This window comes from Klebsiella sp. HMSC25G12 (assembly GCF_001807705.1).
In the GTDB taxonomy this organism is placed as follows: Bacteria; Pseudomonadota; Gammaproteobacteria; order Enterobacterales; family Enterobacteriaceae; genus Klebsiella; species Klebsiella variicola.
Genome location: NZ_KV789895.1, coordinates 175,969 through 195,732 on the forward strand (window position 1 = coordinate 175,969; position 19,764 = coordinate 195,732).

General features: G+C 60.7%; 16 protein-coding genes and 1 pseudogene. 11 read left to right on the top strand and 6 right to left on the bottom strand.

Annotated elements, in window-relative coordinates:
* Positions 1-14: 14 nt before the first annotated feature.
* Entirely contained in the window at positions 15-1,298 is a 1,284-nt protein-coding gene (locus HMPREF3096_RS15615; protein ID WP_008805725.1) for a putative acyl-CoA thioester hydrolase, read from the bottom strand.
* A 154-nt stretch (positions 1,299-1,452) separates the two neighbouring features.
* Here HMPREF3096_RS15615 and hutI point away from each other — a divergent pair, with 154 nt between their 5' ends.
* From hutI to HMPREF3096_RS15645, 6 genes are all read left to right on the top strand, one after another.
* On the top strand, positions 1,453-2,772 hold the full coding sequence (hutI, locus tag HMPREF3096_RS15620; protein ID WP_162550400.1) for an imidazolonepropionase: 1,320 nt from the start codon (positions 1,453-1,455) through the stop codon (positions 2,770-2,772).
* Positions 2,769-3,725, top strand: a complete 957-nt coding sequence (gene hutG, locus HMPREF3096_RS15625) for a formimidoylglutamase (protein WP_032729713.1) — start codon at positions 2,769-2,771, stop codon at positions 3,723-3,725. Before hutI ends, hutG begins: the two co-directional genes overlap by 4 nt.
* 61 nt (positions 3,726-3,786) lie before the next feature.
* Positions 3,787-4,512 carry a histidine utilization repressor gene (locus HMPREF3096_RS15630; RefSeq protein WP_008805728.1) on the top strand — a complete coding sequence of 242 codons (726 nt, stop codon included), beginning with the start codon at positions 3,787-3,789 and terminating at the stop codon, positions 4,510-4,512.
* A gap of 142 nt (positions 4,513-4,654) precedes the next feature.
* Complete coding sequence (gene hutU / locus HMPREF3096_RS31480) at positions 4,655-6,343, top strand: urocanate hydratase (RefSeq protein WP_008805729.1); 1,689 nt, start codon at positions 4,655-4,657, stop codon at positions 6,341-6,343.
* On the top strand, positions 6,340-7,866 hold the full coding sequence (hutH, locus tag HMPREF3096_RS15640; RefSeq protein ID WP_032729716.1) for a histidine ammonia-lyase: 1,527 nt from the start codon (positions 6,340-6,342) through the stop codon (positions 7,864-7,866). Before hutU ends, hutH begins: the two co-directional genes overlap by 4 nt.
* A 98-nt stretch (positions 7,867-7,964) precedes the next feature.
* Complete coding sequence (locus tag HMPREF3096_RS15645; protein ID WP_012968669.1) at positions 7,965-9,347, top strand: amino acid permease; 1,383 nt, start codon at positions 7,965-7,967, stop codon at positions 9,345-9,347.
* A 100-nt stretch (positions 9,348-9,447) separates the two neighbouring features.
* Here the strand turns inward: HMPREF3096_RS15645 and HMPREF3096_RS15650 are convergent, their stop codons facing one another.
* Both HMPREF3096_RS15650 and bioA read right to left on the bottom strand, forming a co-directional pair.
* Complete coding sequence (locus tag HMPREF3096_RS15650; RefSeq protein ID WP_012542402.1) at positions 9,448-9,924, bottom strand: kinase inhibitor; 477 nt, start codon at positions 9,922-9,924, stop codon at positions 9,448-9,450.
* Positions 9,925-9,994: 70 nt separating this feature from the next.
* Positions 9,995-11,284 carry an adenosylmethionine--8-amino-7-oxononanoate transaminase gene (gene bioA / locus HMPREF3096_RS15655; protein WP_012542401.1) on the bottom strand — a complete coding sequence of 430 codons (1,290 nt, stop codon included), beginning with the start codon at positions 11,282-11,284 and terminating at the stop codon, positions 9,995-9,997.
* 85 nt (positions 11,285-11,369) lie between these two features.
* Between bioA and bioB the strand changes: the two genes are divergently transcribed.
* Genes bioB through bioD form a run of 4 tightly spaced genes read left to right on the top strand, consistent with a single transcriptional unit; the run spans position 11,370 to position 15,018 of the window.
* Positions 11,370-12,410, top strand: a complete 1,041-nt coding sequence (gene bioB, locus HMPREF3096_RS15660; RefSeq protein WP_023297246.1) for a biotin synthase BioB — start codon at positions 11,370-11,372, stop codon at positions 12,408-12,410.
* Positions 12,407-13,564 carry an 8-amino-7-oxononanoate synthase gene (gene bioF, locus HMPREF3096_RS15665; protein WP_048293363.1) on the top strand — a complete coding sequence of 386 codons (1,158 nt, stop codon included), beginning with the start codon at positions 12,407-12,409 and terminating at the stop codon, positions 13,562-13,564. Before bioB ends, bioF begins: the two co-directional genes overlap by 4 nt.
* The gene (bioC, locus tag HMPREF3096_RS15670; RefSeq protein ID WP_032729720.1) at positions 13,548-14,303 is read left to right on the top strand and encodes a malonyl-ACP O-methyltransferase BioC; all 756 of its coding nucleotides are present in this window, start codon (positions 13,548-13,550) and stop codon (positions 14,301-14,303) included. The genes bioF and bioC overlap by 17 nt, the downstream gene beginning before the upstream one ends.
* A complete protein-coding gene (gene bioD / locus HMPREF3096_RS15675) occupies positions 14,296-15,018 on the top strand; it encodes a dethiobiotin synthase (protein ID WP_008805737.1) in 723 nt (240 codons plus the stop codon). The genes bioC and bioD overlap by 8 nt, the downstream gene beginning before the upstream one ends.
* On the opposite strand, the gene HMPREF3096_RS15680 is transcribed toward bioD, so the two are convergent.
* Together HMPREF3096_RS15680 and HMPREF3096_RS29445 are read right to left on the bottom strand one after the other, a co-directional pair.
* A complete protein-coding gene (locus tag HMPREF3096_RS15680) occupies positions 14,960-15,682 on the bottom strand; it encodes an ABC transporter ATP-binding protein (protein WP_008805739.1) in 723 nt (240 codons plus the stop codon). The two genes, bioD and HMPREF3096_RS15680, sit on opposite strands and share 59 nt — an antisense overlap.
* A gap of 89 nt (positions 15,683-15,771) precedes the next feature.
* Positions 15,772-15,981: pseudogene (locus HMPREF3096_RS29445) on the bottom strand (hypothetical protein); the annotation flags it as partial.
* 411 nt (positions 15,982-16,392) lie between these two features.
* Here HMPREF3096_RS29445 and uvrB point away from each other — a divergent pair.
* Complete coding sequence (gene uvrB / locus HMPREF3096_RS15685; RefSeq protein WP_032729722.1) at positions 16,393-18,414, top strand: excinuclease ABC subunit UvrB; 2,022 nt, start codon at positions 16,393-16,395, stop codon at positions 18,412-18,414.
* Positions 18,415-18,664: 250 nt separating this feature from the next.
* On the opposite strand, the gene pmrB is transcribed toward uvrB, so the two are convergent.
* Positions 18,665-19,762, bottom strand: a complete 1,098-nt coding sequence (pmrB, locus tag HMPREF3096_RS15690; protein WP_012968668.1) for a two-component system sensor histidine kinase PmrB — start codon at positions 19,760-19,762, stop codon at positions 18,665-18,667.
* Between the last annotated feature and the right edge of the window lie 2 nt (positions 19,763-19,764).

Genomic DNA, 19,764 nt, shown 5'->3' on the forward strand with positions numbered 1-19,764 from the left:
ACGCTTGTTGCGCGTTACTGTTTCGGCTCGGCGACCACAGTGCTTCCCACGCCGCGGTTGTTATATTCCCACATGCGATTGACGCTATTGTCGTTGAGGTTGCGCTGCAGATTGCCTTTGGCATCTACTGCGCCAACGTTACCGCTAAAGGCACGGTTTGAACCGACCGCTGCCGCCCACGGCTGGGCGATGTTAAAGCCTTCATTGATGACGCTGTCGCGGATCACGACCTGGCCATTGCTGTTGCCGTCAACGTCCAGCGCGCGGCCCAGCTGCGCGACGTTATCGCCGGACGCGGTAAAGCGGCTGTTGGTCGCCAGGAAGCCGTAGGTCACGCTCTTCAGGGTAGCCGGCGCGAAAACATAGGCTTCTTTCTGGGTACGCGAGTTCACCACGCGGAAATCGGTGTTATCAAATACCACCGCGCCGCGACCGGACACGATATCCACATCGCCTTCAATGTAGCTGTTGGTCACCAGGGTGCGGGTCTGGCGGTTATCCTGCAGACGGTTCTGCACGCCGCTGTTGGTCACAAAGAAGGTGTTCTGACGGCCAAGAATATTGACCTTGTTGATCTGCACCTGATCGCCATCGGTGCGCAGGGCGACGGCCTGGTGAGTACCGGCGTCGACGCTGTCGCCAAGGTTGTTGGCGATGGTCAGGTTCTGCAGCTGCAGGCCGTTATTCTGCGACCAGAAGACCGCAGAGCACATCACGCCGACGGTGGCCGCGGATTTATTCTGGCAGCTATCGAACATATACCATGCCGGTTTGCCCGGCATATATTTACCGCCCGGATTGACCAGACGGCGCCAGGTGTTGCGATCCATTTCAGAATCAATGGCTTCGCTGATTTTCACGTCAATCGGTTTATCGCCGGTACCATACAGGGTCAGGGCGCCAGGCGCCGCCGGTACGTAAACCGTTCCCGGGTACTCGCCAGGCATGATGGCAATAAACAGACGGCGATTTGAATGACGGGCAATCGCCGCATCGACCGCCGCCTGGACGGTGGTATGGGTCACGCCCTGGGTTCCCGCCGGGCCAACGATAAAGTCAGGCTGCGCCGGCAGGCTGATGGCAGATGGCGTCCAGGCCGCGGCATTGGGAGTCAGCGACTGGAAATAGGCCGCCGGGGTAAAGTTTTTCGCTTCATCGGCGTTCAGAATGGGACGCGCGGTGGTGCCCGGTGCAGTCTGCGTAGAGGGCTGTTGATCGGCAGGCGTCGAGCTACAGGCGGACAGCGTCACGCCGAAGGCCAGCGCCAGCGCCAGACGGGAAACGGAATATGTGTTCATGTTGCTCCAGGCAAAATTAAGCGTAGTGAAATACCCCGGCTGAGACGCCAGGGTATAAGTCCTTTAAAACCTGCTGTTTTATACTAACTTGAACGAAACGGGAAGACATGGGCGGAAAAACTTACCGTCTTTACGCAACGTGCAGTCCTGCTGGATGGTCTTTAGTCACAAAAAAATAACATTTCCCCGCGCTATTGTTGACTTTATCGGCGTTATGAAAATAAATGTCTATACAACCCATGACAAGTTAAGCGCTATGACTCAAGCCACCTCTGAACGCGTTATCTGGCGAAACGCGCGTCTCGCCACCCTGAACCCTGATTACTCTCAACCCTACGGTCTGCTGGAGCGCCATGCGCTGCTGGTGCGCAATGGCCGCATTGAGGCAATTGTCGCCGACGCTGACGCCCCCGGCGGGCGCAGTATTGATCTCGAAGGCCGGCTGGTTACGCCGGGTTTAATCGACTGCCATACCCACCTGATCTTTGGCGGCAGCCGGGCGCAGGAGTGGGAGCAGCGGCTGAACGGCGTCTCCTATCAAACCATCAGCGCTAACGGCGGTGGGATTAATTCCACCGTGCACGCCACGCGCGACAGCAGCGAAGCTGAACTACTGGCGCTGGCGCAGCCGCGTCTGGCGCGCCTGCTGCGTGAAGGGGTGACCACCCTGGAGATTAAATCAGGCTACGGTCTCGATCTGCAAAACGAACGCAAAATGCTGCGGGTCGCCCGCCAGCTGGCCGACGACAATGGCGTGGAACTGTCGGCGACGTTGCTCTCCGCTCACGCCACGCCGCCGGAATATCATGGCGACGCCGATGGCTATATCTCGCTGGTCTGCGAGACCATACTGCCGACGCTGTGGCAGGAGGGACTGTTTGAAAGCGTTGACGTCTTCTGTGAAAACGTTGGCTTCAGCCCGCAGCAAACCGAGCGCGTATTTCAGGCGGCGCAGGCGCTGGGCATTCCGGTAAAAGGCCACGTTGAGCAGCTCTCGTCGCTGGGCGGTGCGCAGCTGGTGAGCCGCTATCACGGACTGTCCGCCGACCATATCGAGTATCTGACGGAAGAGGGCGTGGCGGCGATGCGCGAAAGCGGCACCGTGGCAGCTCTGCTCCCCGGCGCGTTCTACTTCCTTAATGAAACCCGCAAACCGCCGGTGGAACTGCTGCGCAAATACCAGGTGCCGATGGCGGTGGCGACCGATTTCAACCCCGGCACCAGCCCCTTCGCCAGCCTGCATCTGGCGATGAACATGGCCTGCGTCAAGTTTGGTTTAACGCCGGAAGAGGCCTGGGCCGGGGTAACGCGCCATGCCGCGCGGGCGCTGGGGCGGCAGGACAGCCACGGTCAGCTGGCGGCGGGCTTTGTGGCTAACTTTGCCATCTGGGATGCCGAGCATCCGGTCGAGATGGTGTATGAGCCGGGGCGCGCGCCGCTCTGGGGACGCGTGGTACGAGGAGAACGGCAATGATGCTGTGGCAAGCTACGCCCGCCAGTCTCTGGCAGGGACGCGATGATAGCGCGGAAGCGCCTAATGCGCTGCGCCTGTTCCAGACTATCGCCCGCGCGGAACGCTTCGCGCCGCAGGAGATGCCCGGCGATATCGCGCTGCTCGGCTTCGCCTGTGACGAAGGCGTCCGGCGTAACAAAGGGCGTACCGGCGCCGGGCATGGTCCGGAAGCGCTGCGCCGGGCGCTGGCCAATATGGCCAGCCATCAGGGCCACGACCGCTGCGTGGATATGGGCACGATTAGCGTCGATGGCGAACAGTTAGAAGCCGCGCATCAGGCGCTGCGCGAGGCGGTGGCCGCCTGCCAGCGTGCCGGCAAACGCACGCTGGTCCTGGGCGGCGGTCATGAGACGGCCTTCGGCCATGGCGCTGGGGTTCTGGATGCCTTCCCGGGCGAAAAAGTGGGCATTATTAATCTCGATGCGCATCTGGATTTACGCTTTGCCGAATGCGCCAGCTCCGGGACGCCGTTCCGCCAGCTGGCGCTGGAGTGTGACGCCCAGCAGCGCGGTTTTCACTATACCTGCATCGGCGTCAGCCGGGCGGCGAACACCCAGGCGCTATGGGATGAAGCAGCGCGCCGCCAGGTGGCTGTCGTTGAGGATCTGGCGGTGCTGGCGGACTTCGACACTCACGTGTTGCCGGAGCTGGAGCGCAATATCGCGCAATTCGACCGTCTGTATCTGACCATCGATCTCGACGTGCTGCCGGCGCGCGAAATGCCGGCGGTTTCCGCGCCGGCGGCGCTGGGCGTGCCGCTGGCAATCCTGCTGCGCATCGTTGAGCCGTTGTGCCGCAGCGGAAAGCTGCAGGCGGTGGATTTGGTCGAGTTTAATCCGCAATTTGACATCGACGGACAGGGTGCCCGCGCGGCGGCCCGTCTGGCATGGCAAATCGCCCATTGGTGGCGCTAGCGATCCGCGCTATTATTTTCGCTTCGCCGCTCCGCTTATTATGCATAAGGAAAGCCAGGCCATGTTTGCACAACAACCTCGTTCCGCGCCCGCGCCTTTCTATGAAAAGGTGAAGCAGGCGATTAGCGAAAAAATCTACCGCGGCGAGTGGCGTCCGCACGACCGAATTCCCTCGGAGGCTGAACTGGTTGCCCAGTTCGGCTTCAGCCGGATGACCATCAACCGCGCGCTGCGCGAGCTGACGGATGAAGGCCTGCTGGTCAGGCTGCAGGGGGTCGGGACCTTCGTCGCCGAGCCGAAAGGGCAGTCGGCGCTGTTTGAAGTGCGCAGCATTGCCGATGAGATTGTCTCTCGTCGCCATCAGCACCGCTGTGAAGTGCTGCTGCTGGAGGAGACCGAAGCCGATCTCATTCAGGCGGAGGCGCTCACCGTCGCCGAAGGCACGCGTATCTTCCACTCACGGATGGTGCATTTCGAAAACGAGGTTCCGGTACAAATCGAAGATCGCTGCGTGAATGCTGCGGTGGTGCCGGATTACTTGTTACAGGATTACACCACTACCACGCCGCATGATTATCTGTCGCTGATCGCGCCATTAACCGAAGGCGAACATATTGTCGAGGCGGTGCAGGCGACGTCAGAGGAGTGCGCGCTGCTGCGCATTCTGCCGCACGATCCCTGCCTGCTCATTCGCCGTCGCACCTGGTCGAAGACGCATATTGTCTCTCACGCTCGCCTGCTGTTCCCCGGCGCGCGCTACCGTCTGCAGGGCCATTTCAGCTCGTAATTTTCCCTGGCGTCAGCAAAACGTGATTGCTGACGCAATATAACAAAATTGTATCATTTCTGTTAAATCCTGGCTTGCGCAGAGTTGTATAGACAAGTATATGTATCTACGTACACAACGTTAATTGTCAGGAGAAACCCCGATGTCGCAAAGCAAATATCGCCAGCTGGACGTCCGTGCCCCGAGAGGCACGACGCTGACCGCCAGGAGCTGGTTGACCGAAGCGCCGCTGCGTATGTTAATGAACAACCTCGATCCCGATGTCGCTGAAAACCCGCATGAGCTGGTGGTCTATGGCGGTATTGGTCGCGCTGCGCGCAACTGGGAATGCTATGACGCTATCGTGAAGGCGCTGAAAAACCTGGAAAGCGACGAGACTCTGCTGGTGCAGTCCGGCAAACCGGTCGGCGTCTTTAAAACGCATGAAAACTCGCCGCGCGTGCTGATCGCTAACTCCAACCTGGTTCCGCACTGGGCCACCTGGGAACACTTCAACGAACTGGATGCCAAAGGGCTGGCGATGTACGGCCAGATGACCGCCGGCAGCTGGATCTACATCGGTAGCCAGGGCATCGTGCAGGGCACCTACGAAACCTTCGTCGAAGCCGGTCGCCAGCACTATCAGGGCAGCCTGAAAGGCCGTTGGGTATTAACCGCCGGTCTGGGCGGCATGGGTGGCGCGCAGCCGCTGGCCGCGACGCTGGCAGGCGCCTGCTCGCTGAACATCGAATGTCAGCAGAGCCGCATCGATTTCCGTCTGCGTACCCGCTACGTGGATGAACAGGCCACTTCTCTGGATGACGCCCTGGCGCGCATCAAAAAATACACCGCCGAAGGCCGCGCCATCTCCATCGCGCTGTGCGGCAACGCTGCGGATATCGTGCCAGAGCTGGTGAAACGCGGCGTGCGCCCGGATATGGTTACCGATCAGACCAGCGCCCACGACCCGCTGCATGGCTATCTGCCGAAAGGCTGGAGCTGGGAGGAGTATCAGCAGAAAGCCGAATCCGATCCGCAGGGCACCATTCTGGCGGCGAAACGCTCAATGGCCGACCACGTGCAGGCGATGCTGGCCTTCCACGAGATGGGGGTGCCGACCTTCGACTACGGCAACAACATCCGTCAGATGGCGCAGGAAGTGGGCGTCAGCAATGCCTTCGATTTCCCGGGTTTCGTGCCGGCGTATATCCGCCCGCTGTTCTGCCGGGGTATCGGCCCGTTCCGTTGGGTAGCGCTGTCCGGCGATCCGCAGGATATCTACAAAACCGACGCGAAAGTGAAAGAGATCATTAAAGATGATAAGCATCTGCACCACTGGCTGGATATGGCGCGCGAGCGCATCAGCTTCCAGGGACTGCCGGCGCGTATCTGCTGGGTAGGTCTGGAGTGGCGTCAGAAGCTCGGTCTGGCGTTTAACGAAATGGTGCGCAGCGGCGAAGTCTCCGCGCCGATCGTGATTGGCCGCGATCACCTTGATTCCGGCTCCGTCGCCAGCCCGAACCGCGAAACCGAAGCCATGCGCGACGGCTCAGATGCGGTATCCGACTGGCCGCTGCTGAACGCCTTGCTTAACACCGCCAGCGGCGCGACCTGGGTGTCGCTGCACCACGGCGGCGGCGTAGGTATGGGCTTCTCGCAGCACTCCGGGATGGTTATCGTCTGTGACGGTACCGATGAAGCGGCGGCGCGTATCGCTCGCGTCCTGCGCAACGACCCGGCGACCGGCGTGATGCGTCATGCCGATGCGGGTTACGATATTGCTATTGAATGCGCAGCAGAACAGGGTCTGAATCTTCCGATGGTGGCAGCAACGCAGGGGAACGCTAAATGAAATCGTTAACGCTCATTCCGGGGAAACTGAGCCTGTCGCAGCTCCGCGAGGTTTACAGCCACCCGCTGAACATTACCCTCGACAGCAGCGCGTTTGCCGCCATTGATGAGAGCGTGGCCTGCGTCAACGCCATCCTTGCCGAAGGGCGTACCGCCTACGGTATCAACACCGGTTTTGGCCTGCTGGCGCAAACCCGTATCTCGACGGACGATCTGGAGAACCTGCAGCGTTCGCTGGTGCTGTCCCATGCGGCGGGCGTAGGTGAGCCGCTGGACGACGACCTGGCGCGCCTGATTATGGTGCTGAAGATTAACAGCCTGTCTCGCGGTTTCTCCGGGATCCGCCTGAGCGTGATCCAGGCGCTGATTGGCCTGGTCAATGCCGGCGTGACGCCGTGGATCCCGGCGAAAGGTTCCGTCGGCGCCTCCGGTGACCTCGCGCCGCTGGCGCATATGTCGCTGACCCTGCTGGGTGAAGGCAAAGCGCGGGTTCGCGGTGGCGAATGGCTGCCAGCGACCGACGCGCTGCGTCAGGCGGGGCTGGAGCCGATAACCCTGGCGGCGAAAGAGGGCCTGGCGCTACTCAACGGCACCCAGGCCTCAACCGCTTTTGCCCTGCGCGGTCTGTTCGAAGCCGAAGATCTGTTCGCCTCCGCGGTCGTCTGCGGGGCGTTAACCACTGAAGCGGCGCTGGGTTCGCGTCGTCCGTTCGACGCGCGTATTCACGAGGTGCGCGGCCAGCGCGGGCAGATTGATGCGGCGGCACTGTATCGTCACCTGTTGACCGATGACAGCGCGATCTCGCGGTCGCATCATAATTGCACCAAGGTTCAGGATCCGTACTCACTGCGCTGCCAGCCGCAAGTGATGGGCGCCTGCCTGACGCAGATCCGCCAGGCGGCGGAAGTACTGTTAGCCGAAGCGAATGCGGTCTCCGATAACCCGCTGGTCTTTGCCGCCGAAAATGACGTCATCTCCGGCGGTAACTTCCACGCCGAACCGGTGGCGATGGCGGCGGATAATATCGCGCTGGCGATCGCCGAAATCGGCTCGCTCTCCGAGCGTCGTATCGCGCTGATGATGGACAGCCATATGTCGCAGCTGCCGCCGTTCCTCGTGAAAAATGGCGGCGTCAACTCCGGGTTTATGATTGCCCAGGTCACAGCGGCGGCTTTGGCCAGTGAAAACAAAGCGCTGTCACACCCGCATAGCGTTGACAGCCTGCCGACGTCCGCCAACCAGGAAGACCACGTCTCGATGGCGCCGGCTGCCGGCCGTCGGCTGTGGGCGATGGCGGAAAACACCCGCGGCGTACTGGCCGTTGAGTGGCTGGCGGCGGTGCAGGGCCTGGATATGCGCGAAGGGCTGACCACCAGTCCGCTGCTGGAAGAGGCGCGCCATCTGCTGCGCGAACGCGTATCTCACTATACGCAGGATCGTTTCTTCGCCCCTGATATTGAAAATGCCATTGCACTTTTGGCTGCACGTCACCTGACGCGTCTGCTGCCTGCCGTACTGCATTAATCACCGTTGTTCTCTGTACCCGCGTCGGGGGAAGTCATTCCCCCGGCCGACCTACATCGCATATTTGTCGTCATATAAAAAAATCAGGACACCTGTATATGCAACAACAACACAAACCGCATCTGCTGCGCGGGCTGAATGCCCGACACATTCGTTTTATTGCGCTCGGTTCCGCTATCGGCACCGGGCTATTCTATGGTTCGGCCTCCGCCATTAAGGCGGCGGGTCCGGCGGTGCTGCTGGCCTACCTGATTGGCGGCGCGGCGGTCTTTATGGTGATGCGCGCGCTGGGTGAAATGGCGGTGCGCAATCCGGTTTCCGGCTCCTTTGGCAGCTATGCTCGCCAGTATCTCGGGCCGCTGGCCGGATTTATTACCGGCTGGACCTACACCTTTGAAATGGTGATCGTGGCGCTGGCCGACGTCACCGCGTTCGGTATCTATATGGGACTGTGGTATCCCGATGTGCCGCGCTGGATCTGGATCCTCAGCATCATCTTCTTTATTGGCGCGATGAACCTGTGCAACGTGCGGGTGTTCGGCGAGATGGAGTTCTGGCTGTCGCTGATTAAAGTGGTGGCGATTATCGCCATGATGGCGGCGGGCGCGGGGATCATCTTCTTTGGCTTTGGCCATAGTTTCCCGGCTACCGGGCTGGAAAATTTGTGGAGCCACGGCGGCTTTGCGCCACATGGCTGGCAGGGGATCATCGCCTCGCTTGGCATCGTGATGTTCGCTTTCGGCGGCGTGGAAATTATCGGCGTCACGGCGGCGGAAGCGCAGAACCCGAAGAAGGTCATCCCGCAGGCCATCAACACCATTCCGCTGCGTATTATTCTGTTTTACGTCTGCACCCTGGCGGTGCTGATGGCGATCTTCCCGTGGAATAGTTTTGGCGAGCAGGGCAGTCCGTTTGTGCTGATCTTCGATGGTCTGGGGATCCCGGCGGCGGCGACCGTGCTGAATATCATCGTGATTAGCGCCAGTATCTCGGCGATTAACAGCGATATTTTTGGCGCCGGGCGCATGATGTACGGCATGTCGAAAGAGGGGCTGGCGCCGAAGTGCTTCCAGCGGCTCGCCAGCAACGGTGTACCCTGGATGACGGTGGTGGTGATGGGCGTGGCGCTGCTGGTGGCGGTGGTGCTTAACTATCTGATGCCGGAACAGGTCTTTGTCCTGATTGCCTCGCTGGCGGCGTTCGCTACCGTCTGGGTATGGCTGATGATCCTGCTCTCTCATTTCTCGATGCGTCGCGGTTTGTCGGCCGAAGAGCGCAGTAAGATCGAATTCCCGATCCCCTTCTGGCCGGTTGGCCCGCTGTTGACGCTACTGTTTATGGGGCTGGTGATCGCCGTGCTGGGAATGGTGGAAGAGACGCGCGTGGCGCTGTTAGCCGGGCTGGTCTGGCTGGGGCTGCTGACGGTGGTGTGGTACGCGCGCGTGCGTAAAACCGCGCTGCAGGTGGCCACGGAACAGTAAGGTCAATCTCCCCGGTGGCGCTGCGCTTACCGGGGCTACAAATGGCACTGACTGTAGCGAGTAGCCCGGATAAGGCGTAAGCCGCTATCCGGGGGGATAATTAACTGAACAGGGCGGTGATGGAAGCGCTGGCGAGCGAATGGAAATGGACGTTAAAGCCGACCATCGCGCCGCTGGCCTCGGCATCGACATCAATCTTATCGATATCCAGGGCGTGGACGGTAAAAATGTAGCGGTGGGTTTCGCCCTTCGGCGGTGCCGCGCCGCCGTAGCCTGCCTTACCAAAATCGGTGCGGGTCTGAACGGCCTCTTCCGGTAGCTCCGCCTGACCGGAGCCGGCACCCTGCGGTAGCACCCGAGTATCGGCAGGCAGGTTGACTACCACCCAGTGCCACCAGCCGGAGCCGGTCGGTGCATCCGGGTCGTAGCAGGTGACGACAAAGCTTTTGGTGCCCGCGGGCACATCATCCCACATCAGGTGCGGCGAAATATTGTCGCCATCATAGCCCATGCCGTTGAAGACGTGACGATTAGGCAGCTTGCCGCCGTCCTGGAGATCGTGACTGATCAATTTCATGCTTCATCCTCATTGATAATGTGCAGATTAACAAAGAAGTGTAGCCTTCCCGGCGGCGCAAATCCGCTGTTTATTCGCTAAAAAATGTTTCGTCCTGCACGGCCAGGTTGACCGCACGGGTCAGGCGGGTCAGCTGTTTGGGCGTGATGATGTACGGGGGCATCAGATAAATCAGACGGCCAAACGGGCGGATCCACACCCCTTGTTCGACGAAAAAGCGCTGCAGGGCGGCCATATTTACCGGACGCCGGGTTTCAACCACGCCAATCGCGCCCAGCACGCGCACATCGGCGACCAGCGCAGATCCCCGCGCCGAAGCCAGCTCGGCCTGTAGTTGGGCTTCAATCGCCGCCACCTGCTGTTGCCACTCGCCGCTCTCCAGCAGGCGCAGGCTTTCGCTTGCCACCGCGCAGGCCAGCGGATTGCCCATAAAGGTGGGGCCGTGCATAAAGCAGCCGGCTTCGCCATTGCTGATGGTTTCCGCGATCTCGCGGGTGGTCAGTGCGGCGGAAAGAGTCATGGTGCCGCCGGTCAGCGCTTTACCCAGACACAGAATATCGGCGGCGATACCAGCGTGTTCGCAGGCGAACAGTTTGCCGGTGCGGCCAAAGCCGGTAGCAATCTCATCGGCGATCAGCAAAATCCCTTCCCGGTCGCACATTTTACGCACCCGCCTCAGCCACTCCGGATGGTACATCCGCATTCCGCCGGCGCCCTGGACGATCGGTTCGAGGATCACCGCGGCGATGTCGTGGCGATGCGCGGCCATCAGGCGGGCAAACGGCACCATATCCAGCTCATCCCACTCGCCGTCGAAGCGGCTTTGCGGCGCGGGGGCAAACAGGTTATCCGGCAGATAGCCCTGCCACAGGCTGTGCATTGAATTCTGCGGATCGCAGACCGACATCGCGCCGAACGTGTCGCCATGATAGCCGTTGCGGAAGGTCAGGAAACGACGACGCGGCTGGCCTTTGGCCTGCCAGTACTGCAGCGCCATTTTCATCGCCACCTCTACCGCCACCGAACCGGAATCGGCGAGGAAAACGCACTCCAGCGATTCCGGGGTCATCGCCACCAGTTGGCGGCACAGCGCCACCGCCGACGGATGGGTGATCCCGCCAAACATCACGTGCGACATCTGATCGATCTGCGCTTTCATCGCCGCATTGAGGCGCGGGTGATTGTAGCCGTGGATCGCCGCCCACCAGGAGGACATGCCGTCAACCAGTTGTTCACCGCCGGCGAGGGACAGCTCGCACCCGTGGGCGGAAACCACCGGGTAGACCGGCAGGGGGGAAGTCATAGAGGTGTAGGGGTGCCAGATGTGGCGCCGATCGAAGGCGAGATCGTCCAGTGTCATAAGCGACTTGTAAACCATTTTGAAAACATTTAGGTTTACGAGTATAAACCGAACCGCAAATTAACAAAACCTTTTGGAGAGGCTAATGGCTCACCACGCACGCTGGACAATGTCGCAAGTTACTGAGTTATTTAATAAACCACTCATCGATCTGTTATTCGAAGCGCAGCAAATCCACCGCCAGCATTTTGACCCGCGTCAGGTGCAGGTCAGTACGTTGCTGTCGATTAAAACCGGCGCTTGTCCGGAAGACTGTAAATATTGCCCGCAAAGCGCACGCTACAAAACCGGTCTTGAATCCGAGCGCCTGATGGAAGTCGAGCAGGTGCTGGAGTCAGCGCGTCAGGCGAAAAACGCCGGCTCCACTCGCTTCTGCATGGGCGCGGCGTGGAAGAACCCCAATGACCGCGATATGCCCTATCTGGAGCAGATGGTGAAAGGCGTCAAGGCGCTGGGTCTGGAGTCCTGTATGACGCTCGGTACCCTTACCGCCAGCCAGGCGCAGCGCCTGGCCGGTGCGGGGCTTGATTACTACAACCATAACCTCGACACCTCGCCGGAATTTTACGGCAACATCATCACCACCCGTACCTATCAGGAGCGTCTGGATACGCTGGATAAAGTGCGCGATGCCGGGATCAAAGTCTGCTCCGGCGGCATCGTCGGGCTGGGAGAGACCGTAAAAGATCGCGCCGGGCTGCTGCTGCAGCTGGCTAATCTGCCGACGCCGCCGGAGAGTGTGCCGATCAACATGCTGGTGAAAGTTAAAGGCACGCCGCTGGCGGATAACGACGATGTCGACGCTTTCGATTTCATCCGCACCATCGCCATCGCACGCATCATGATGCCCACCTCTTACGTGCGTCTCTCCGCCGGCCGCGAACAGATGAACGAGCAGACCCAGGCGATGTGCTTTATGGCCGGGGCGAACTCGATTTTCTACGGCTGCAAGCTGCTCACCACGCCAAACCCGGAAGAAGATAAAGACCTGCAGCTGTTCCGCAAGCTGGGGATCAACCCGCAGCAGACGGCGGTACTGGAAGGCGATAATGAGCAGCAGCAGCGCCTGGAGCAGGCCTTACTCACCCCCGACACTGAGGAATATTACAACGCGGCGGCGCTATGACCTGGCAGCAACGAATCGAGCGGGCGCTGGACGAGCGGCAGCAGACGGATGCGTTTCGCCGCCGCCTGCCGGTAAGCCACGGCGCCGGACGCTGGCTGGAGCGCGAAGGGGAGCGCTGGCTCAACTTCTCCAGCAATGATTACCTGGGCCTGAGCCAGCATGCCGGCATTATCGCCGCCTGGCAGCAGGGGGCGGAACGTTATGGCGTCGGCTCCGGCGGATCGGGCCACGTGAGCGGCTATAGTGAGGCCCACCGCGCGCTGGAAGAGGAACTTGCCGACTGGCTCGGTTACCCGCGCGCGCTACTGTTTATCTCCGGCTTTGCCGCCAATCAGGCACTGGTTGCCGCGCTGGCGGAAAAAGAGGATCGGATTGTCGCCGACCGCCTGAGCCACGCCTCCCTGCTGGAAGCGGCGAGCCTCAGCCCGGCCCAGCTGCGGCGCTTTGCCCACAACGATCCGCAGCAGCTTGCTCAACTGCTGGCGAAACCGCTGGACGGCCAGCAGTTAGTCGTTACCGAAGGGATTTTCAGTATGGACGGCGACAGCGCGCCGCTGGCTGACATTCAGGCGGCAGCTCGCAGCGCCGGAGCATTATTACTGGTTGATGATGCTCACGGAATCGGGGCGATTGGCGATGAAGGGCGCGGAAGCTGTCATACGCAGGCGGTTCGCCCGGAGCTGCTGGTAGTCACCTTCGGCAAGGCGTTTGGGGTGAGCGGCGCGGCGGTACTGTGCAGCGAATCGATGGCGGATTATCTGCTGCAGTTTGCCCGTCATCTGATCTACAGCACCGCCATGCCGCCCGCCCAGGCGGTGGCGCTGAGCGCGGCGCTGCGGGTCATTCGTAGCGATGAGGGCCAGCAGCGGCGGGAAACCCTGGCCGCCCGCATCCGTCAGTTCCGTGCAGGGATGGGCGATGTGTCGCTGGGGCTGACCGATTCCGTCAGCGCGATCCAGCCGCTGATCGTCGGCGATAACGCGCGAGCGCTGAGCCTGGCCTGCCGTCTGCGCGAGGCCGGCTGCTGGGCGACGGCGATCCGTCCACCGACGGTGCCGGTCGGCAGCGCTCGCCTGCGTCTGACCCTGACCGCCGCTCATCAGGCTGAGGACATTAACCGTTTACTGGAGGCGCTGCATGGTCACGGTGAATAAGCAGGCGGTGGCCGCGGCGTTTGGCCGGGCGGCCAGCGGCTATACGCAACATGATGAACTGCAGCGGCGCAGCGCCGATCTGCTGCTGCGCCAGCTGGCGCGCCGCGATTTTGCCCAGGTGCTGGATGCCGGCTGCGGCCCCGGCAGCATGAGTCGCTACTGGCGTGAGGCGGGCAGCGTGGTGACCGCGCTGGATCTCTCCGCCGGCATGCTGGCCCAGGCGCAGCGCCACGACGCCGCGCAGCATTATCTGCAGGGCGATATCGAAGCGCTGCCGCTGCCGGATGGCTGCGTCGATCTGGCATGGAGCAACCTGGCGGTGCAGTGGTGCGACGATCTGCGCGCGGCGATCGGCGAGCTGTGCCGGGTGGTGCGGCCCGGCGGGCGGGTGGCGTTTACCACGCTGCTGGCCGGATCGCTGCCGGAGCTCAATCAGGCGTGGCAGGCTATCGACGACCGGCCACATGCCAACCGTTTTCTCAGCGAACCGGCGGTAAGGGCCGCACTGAGCGGCCTGCGCGCCGAAGGCGTCGTTCATCAGATTAGCCTGCCGTTCGCCGATGCGCTGAGCGCTATGCGCTCCCTGAAGGGCATCGGCGCTACCCATTTGCACCAGGGGAGGGCATCCGCCCCGCTTGGCCGCGGCAAACTGCGCGAACTGCAGCTGGCCTGGCCGCAACAGCAGGGTATCTTCCCGCTGACGTATTATCTTTTTACAGGAGTCATTGAACGTGACTAAACGTTTTTTCGTCACCGGAACCGATACTGAAGTCGGGAAAACGGTCGCCAGCAGCGCACTGCTGCAGGCGGCGAACCAGTTGGGTTTTAACACCGCCGGCTATAAACCGGTGGCTTCCGGTAGCGACCTGACCGCACAAGGGTTACGCAATGAAGATGCGCTGGCCCTGCAGCGTAATAGCCGGGTGGCGCTGAGCTATGAACAGGTCAACCCTTATACTTTTGCCGAACCGACCTCGCCGCATATTATTAGCGCCGATGAAGGGCGACCGATTGCCGCGACGACGCTTTCCAGCGGCTTACGCGAACTGGAGCGCCTGGCAGACTGGGTACTGGTGGAAGGGGCCGGCGGCTGGTTTACGCCGCTCTCGGACACCCTGACCTTCGCCGACTGGGCGCAGCAGGAGCAGCTGCCGGTGATTCTGGTGGTGGGGGTCAAGCTCGGCTGTATCAACCATGCGATGCTTACCGCCCAGGCGGTGCGCCAGGCGGGGCTGCCGCTGGCGGGCTGGATCGCCAATGACGTGCAGCCGCCGGGCAAGCGCCATGGCGAATATCTGGCGACGCTGAAAAACCGGTTGGCCGCGCCGTTTCTTGGTGAAATACCGTGGCTTGTCGATATCGCGCAGCGCGACGATCTCGGCCAGTATCTGGATCTCAGCGCGCTGGATCTGGCGTCATCCACTGCGCCAGCAGCGGTTCATCCAGCGCCATAATATCGCCCTCGGCGACATTACGCCCCCGGTGAAGGACACAGAACCGATCCGCCACCCGGCGGATAAAGGGCAGGTGCTGCTCGGCGAGCAGCACCGTCAGACCGATATCGCGATTTAACCGCAGCAGCAATTCCGCCAGCTTTTGCAGGCAGCGCGGCCCTGCGCCGCGTGAGGGTTCGTCAAGGATCAGCAGTCGTGGCTGGACGATCAGCGCCCTGGCCAGCGCCAGCTGGTACTGATCGTCGGCGCTTAGCGAAGCGCCTTTGCGCTGCCGTAGCGCATAGAGTTCGGGAAAATGGTCATAAATTTCGCCGCCGCTGGCGTTAGCCCCGGGTTTCCCGGCCGCCAGGGCAATATGCAGATTCTCTTCCACGCTGAGCTGGGAAAAGATGCGTTTATCCTGCGGCACGTAGCCGATGCCGATGGCGCTGCGCGACTGAGCGGACAGGGGGGTGAGATCGCACGGCGGGGCGCCAATGTCATGCCAGGTCATCCGACCGCTGGCCACCGGCAGATGGCCGGCAATGCAGTTGACCAGGGTGGTTTTTCCCATTCCCTCGCGTCCTAGTACGCCAATGCACTCTCCCGGGCGTAGTTCAAGATCGACATTCCACAGCGAGTGCTGATTACCGTAAAAATGATTTACTGCCTGTAAATTCAACATGGACGTTTTCTCCTTATCCTGGCGTCAGGGCGACAGAAAGATGCTGCAAAACTCTTGCCAGGAAAAAGAACGCTCGGAAAAAACCGCGAAACGCCGACACCATCGGGCATAGTCAGCGCGGGCGCTGCACTTTTCCGGTGCCCGACGCTAAAGGGTGGTGCAAAAAGCAGCAAAAATCGAGCGGCTTTAAACGGATAGTTATTAAAAATAGTTCGATAAAAATTTTTCGCCGCACGGTTTACAGCGAAAGTCGATTTGCGCCGGGCGGCGGCGGTCTTGGGCTGCAGACAGTTATCCACTATTCCTGTGGATAACCTTGTGTATTAGAGTTAGAAAACCTGCGGTAAGCTAGAGCGTACGCGGCCTGCGGCTGAATTGGCGCGAAAGGCGTCTTTTCTTTAAAGTCATTAAATATCAGCTTGTTAGTTAAAATCAATGGGTGTAAGAAAAGCGTCATCTACTGCCATAAAACTTTCACCCGTCCGCTTGACAAATGTTAAAAGGTAAAAATTTCTGGGGATAACCCTGCCGGCCGGAGGATTATTCCACCCGGTGCGCGTTTTATGCGCACCATGGCGGCGAAATAAGCCGTTTACTGACGCTATCATAGTGATGTACTGTTTAAATATCCAGTATAATTTGTTGGCAAAAAATGGCCCGGAGGGTAGAATTAAACACCGGCCGCTAAATCCATCTTCAGGTTTTGATCAATGAGTAAATCGTTTGTTCTGCATTCCGCCTTTCGCCCCTCCGGAGACCAACCGGAAGCCATCCGCCGCCTGGAAGAGGGGCTGGAGGATGGGCTCGCGCATCAAACGCTGCTGGGGGTCACCGGCTCCGGTAAAACCTTCACCATCGCCAACGTGATTGCCGACCTGCAGCGGCCGACGATGGTGCTGGCGCCAAACAAAACCCTGGCGGCCCAGCTCTATGGCGAGATGAAAGAGTTTTTCCCGGAGAATGCCGTCGAGTATTTCGTCTCCTACTACGATTACTATCAGCCGGAAGCCTACGTCCCCAGCTCAGATACCTTCATTGAGAAGGACGCCTCGGTAAACGAACATATCGAGCAGATGCGCTTGTCGGCGACCAAAGCGCTGCTCGAGCGGCGCGACGTGGTGGTGGTGGCGTCAGTCTCGGCTATCTACGGCCTCGGCGACCCGGACCTGTACCTGAAGATGATGCTGCACCTGACGGTCGGGATGCTGATTGACCAGCGCGCTATCCTGCGCCGTCTGGCCGAACTGCAGTATACCCGCAACGATCAGGCCTTCCAGCGCGGCACCTTTCGCGTGCGCGGCGAGGTGATCGACGTCTTCCCGGCGGAATCCGACGATATCGCGCTGCGCATTGAGCTGTTTGATGAAGAGGTCGAGCGCCTGTCGCTGTTCGACCCGCTCACCGGCCACGTGGAATCGACGGTGCCGCGCTACACCATTTATCCCAAGACCCACTACGTGACGCCGCGGGAACGCATCGTCCAGGCGATGGAAGAGATCAAGCTGGAGCTGGCGGAGCGGCGCAAGGTTCTGCTGGCCAACAACAAGCTTCTGGAAGAGCAGCGCTTAACCCAGCGTACCCAGTTCGACCTCGAAATGATGAACGAGCTGGGCTACTGCTCGGGCATTGAAAACTACTCGCGCTTCCTTTCCGGTCGCGGGCCCGGCGAGCCGCCGCCCACTCTGTTTGACTATCTGCCGGCAGACGGTCTGCTGGTGATAGACGAATCCCACGTTACGGTGCCGCAGATCGGCGGTATGTACCGGGGCGACCGGGCGCGCAAAGAGACGCTGGTGGAGTACGGTTTCCGCCTGCCGTCGGCGCTGGATAACCGGCCGATGAAGTTTGAAGAATTTGAAGCGCTGGCCCCGCAAACCATCTACGTCTCGGCAACCCCCGGCGCCTACGAGCTGGATAAATCCGGCGGCGAAGTGGTGGATCAGGTGGTGCGGCCGACCGGTCTGCTTGACCCGATCATCGAAGTGCGGCCGGTAGCCACCCAGGTAGACGATCTGTTGTCAGAGATCCGCCTGCGCACGGCCATCAACGAGCGCGTGCTGGTGACCACCCTCACTAAGCGGATGGCGGAGGATTTAACCGAGTATCTTGAGGAGCACGGCGAGCGGGTGCGCTATCTGCACTCGGATATCGACACCGTCGAGCGCATGGAGATTATCCGCGACCTGCGCCTTGGCGAGTTTGACGTGCTGGTAGGGATCAACCTGCTGCGTGAGGGGCTGGATATGCCGGAGGTGTCGCTGGTGGCGATCCTGGATGCCGATAAAGAGGGCTTCCTGCGCTCCGAACGCTCGCTTATCCAGACCATCGGCCGCGCGGCGCGAAACATCAACGGCAAGGCCATCCTTTACGGCGATAAGATCACCCCTTCCATGGCCAAAGCCATTGGCGAGACCGAGCGTCGACGGGAGAAACAGCAGCGTTATAACGAAGAGCACGGCATCGTACCGCAGGGCCTCAACAAGAAAGTGGTGGATATCCTGCAGCTGGGCCAGGGCCTGGCGAAAACTAAAGCCAAAGGGCGCGGTAAAGCGAAGGCCGTTGAGCCTACCGGGCTTAGCGCCGTGGAGATGACGCCAAAAGCGCTGCAGCAGAAGATCCACGAGCTGGAAGGGCAGATGATGCAGCACGCCCAGAACCTCGAGTTCGAAGAGGCGGCGCAAATTCGCGACCAGTTGCATCAGCTGCGCGAGCTGTTTATCGCCGCCTCCTGAGTCCCGGCGCATACTGCCGGAGTGGGCGTGTGGGGCGTAGTGAAGGCGGGACGCTTCTCTCATTGTCCCGCTACCAGATAGCAAACCTTTGAGAAGAAAAAAGGCCGCATTGCGGCCTTCTTAATGTTTGCTTAATCTCGCCAGGCGACACTAACCTCCCCATGATGAGGATAGCGCCCATGCAAAAAATCAACTTCCGTGAATATCTGGCGGTCGCCACCGCCCTGGTTATTATTGTTGCCTTTTTCCATCAGTGGGTACTGACGTTCTGACCCGCGCGCCGCGGGAATAACACCCACGCGCGGACGCCGGGCCCCGGCTGGCGGTTGTGCAGGAAGAACTGGGCGTCATGCAGCTGAGCAATGCGCGTGACGATGCTCAGTCCGAGGCCTATGCCGCCGTAGCGACTGTCCATGCGCACAAACGCTTTACTGAGTTCGCCGCTTTTCGCCTCATCAATCCCTGGGCCTTCATCTTCCACCGCCATCACCGGCATCAGGCCCGCTTTCACCGACACGCGGATAGTTGACCCTTCCGGGCTGTAGCGGTGAGCATTCTCCACCAGATTGCGCAGGATCACACGGATTAACGTCGCGTCGCCAGAGACGATGGCCTCGCTTTCGACATCCGTCAGCAGCAGCCGCTGCTGACGCTGCGCCAGCATGGTCTCCAGCTCATCCTGCAGCGGTTTGACCACGTCATCCAGCAGCAGCACCTGCTGATAGCTGCCGGCGGAAAAAGACTGTCCGACGCGCGCCAGCTGCAGCAGCTGCGAAATGCTGGTGGTCATCTGGTCGAGGCGCTGGATCAGCGGGTCGACGCCCACGCCGTGCACTTTCGCCAGTAGTTCGAGGTGCAACCGCAGGCCGGCCAGCGGGGTACGTAGCTCATGCGCCACGTCGGCGGTAAACAGCCGCTCACGGTCGAGGGTCAGATTGAGGCGGGAAACCAGCTGATTCAGGGCGGTGGTCACCGCCGTGACTTCGGGCACCGATTCGCTGAGCACGATGGGGGTGAGGTTGTCCGGCGTGCGGCTCTCCAGCTCGCTTTGCAGTCGGGAGAGCGGGCGGGTGATCTTGCGCACCGCCAGCATGCTGATATACAGCGCCAGGCCAACGATCAACAGGCTCGGCACCAGCAGGCTGGCGACCGCTTCCCGTACCTCATGCTCCACATGTTTCTGGTTATTGTGGCCTTCGATGGCGCTGGCCACCAGCAGCTGGATCTGCTCTTTGCTCTCATGCCATAGCCAGAAGACGCTGATCAGCTGGCAGACCACCAGGATGGCGCCAATGGTCAGCAGCAGCCGGTGGCGCATGGTCCAGGTTTCGGTTGCAAACAGAGCCATGG

Bases quoted from the DNA above. Each gene is read 5' to 3' on its own strand.
- HMPREF3096_RS15615 (WP_008805725.1), bottom strand. From the start codon at position 1,298: ATGAACACATATTCCGTTTCCCGTCTGGCGCTGGCGCTGGCCTTCGGC.
- hutI (WP_162550400.1), top strand. From the start codon at position 1,453: ATGGTCTTTAGTCACAAAAAAATAACATTTCCCCGCGCTATTGTTGAC.
- hutG (WP_032729713.1), top strand. From the start codon at position 2,769: ATGATGCTGTGGCAAGCTACGCCCGCCAGTCTCTGGCAGGGACGCGAT.
- HMPREF3096_RS15630 (WP_008805728.1), top strand. From the start codon at position 3,787: ATGTTTGCACAACAACCTCGTTCCGCGCCCGCGCCTTTCTATGAAAAG.
- hutU (WP_008805729.1), top strand. From the start codon at position 4,655: ATGTCGCAAAGCAAATATCGCCAGCTGGACGTCCGTGCCCCGAGAGGC.
- hutH (WP_032729716.1), top strand. From the start codon at position 6,340: ATGAAATCGTTAACGCTCATTCCGGGGAAACTGAGCCTGTCGCAGCTC.
- HMPREF3096_RS15645 (WP_012968669.1), top strand. From the start codon at position 7,965: ATGCAACAACAACACAAACCGCATCTGCTGCGCGGGCTGAATGCCCGA.
- HMPREF3096_RS15650 (WP_012542402.1), bottom strand. From the start codon at position 9,924: ATGAAATTGATCAGTCACGATCTCCAGGACGGCGGCAAGCTGCCTAAT.
- bioA (WP_012542401.1), bottom strand. From the start codon at position 11,284: ATGACACTGGACGATCTCGCCTTCGATCGGCGCCACATCTGGCACCCC.
- bioB (WP_023297246.1), top strand. From the start codon at position 11,370: ATGGCTCACCACGCACGCTGGACAATGTCGCAAGTTACTGAGTTATTT.
- bioF (WP_048293363.1), top strand. From the start codon at position 12,407: ATGACCTGGCAGCAACGAATCGAGCGGGCGCTGGACGAGCGGCAGCAG.
- bioC (WP_032729720.1), top strand. From the start codon at position 13,548: ATGGTCACGGTGAATAAGCAGGCGGTGGCCGCGGCGTTTGGCCGGGCG.
- HMPREF3096_RS15680 (WP_008805739.1), bottom strand. From the start codon at position 15,682: ATGTTGAATTTACAGGCAGTAAATCATTTTTACGGTAATCAGCACTCG.
- uvrB (WP_032729722.1), top strand. From the start codon at position 16,393: ATGAGTAAATCGTTTGTTCTGCATTCCGCCTTTCGCCCCTCCGGAGAC.
- pmrB (WP_012968668.1), bottom strand. From the start codon at position 19,762: ATGGCTCTGTTTGCAACCGAAACCTGGACCATGCGCCACCGGCTGCTG.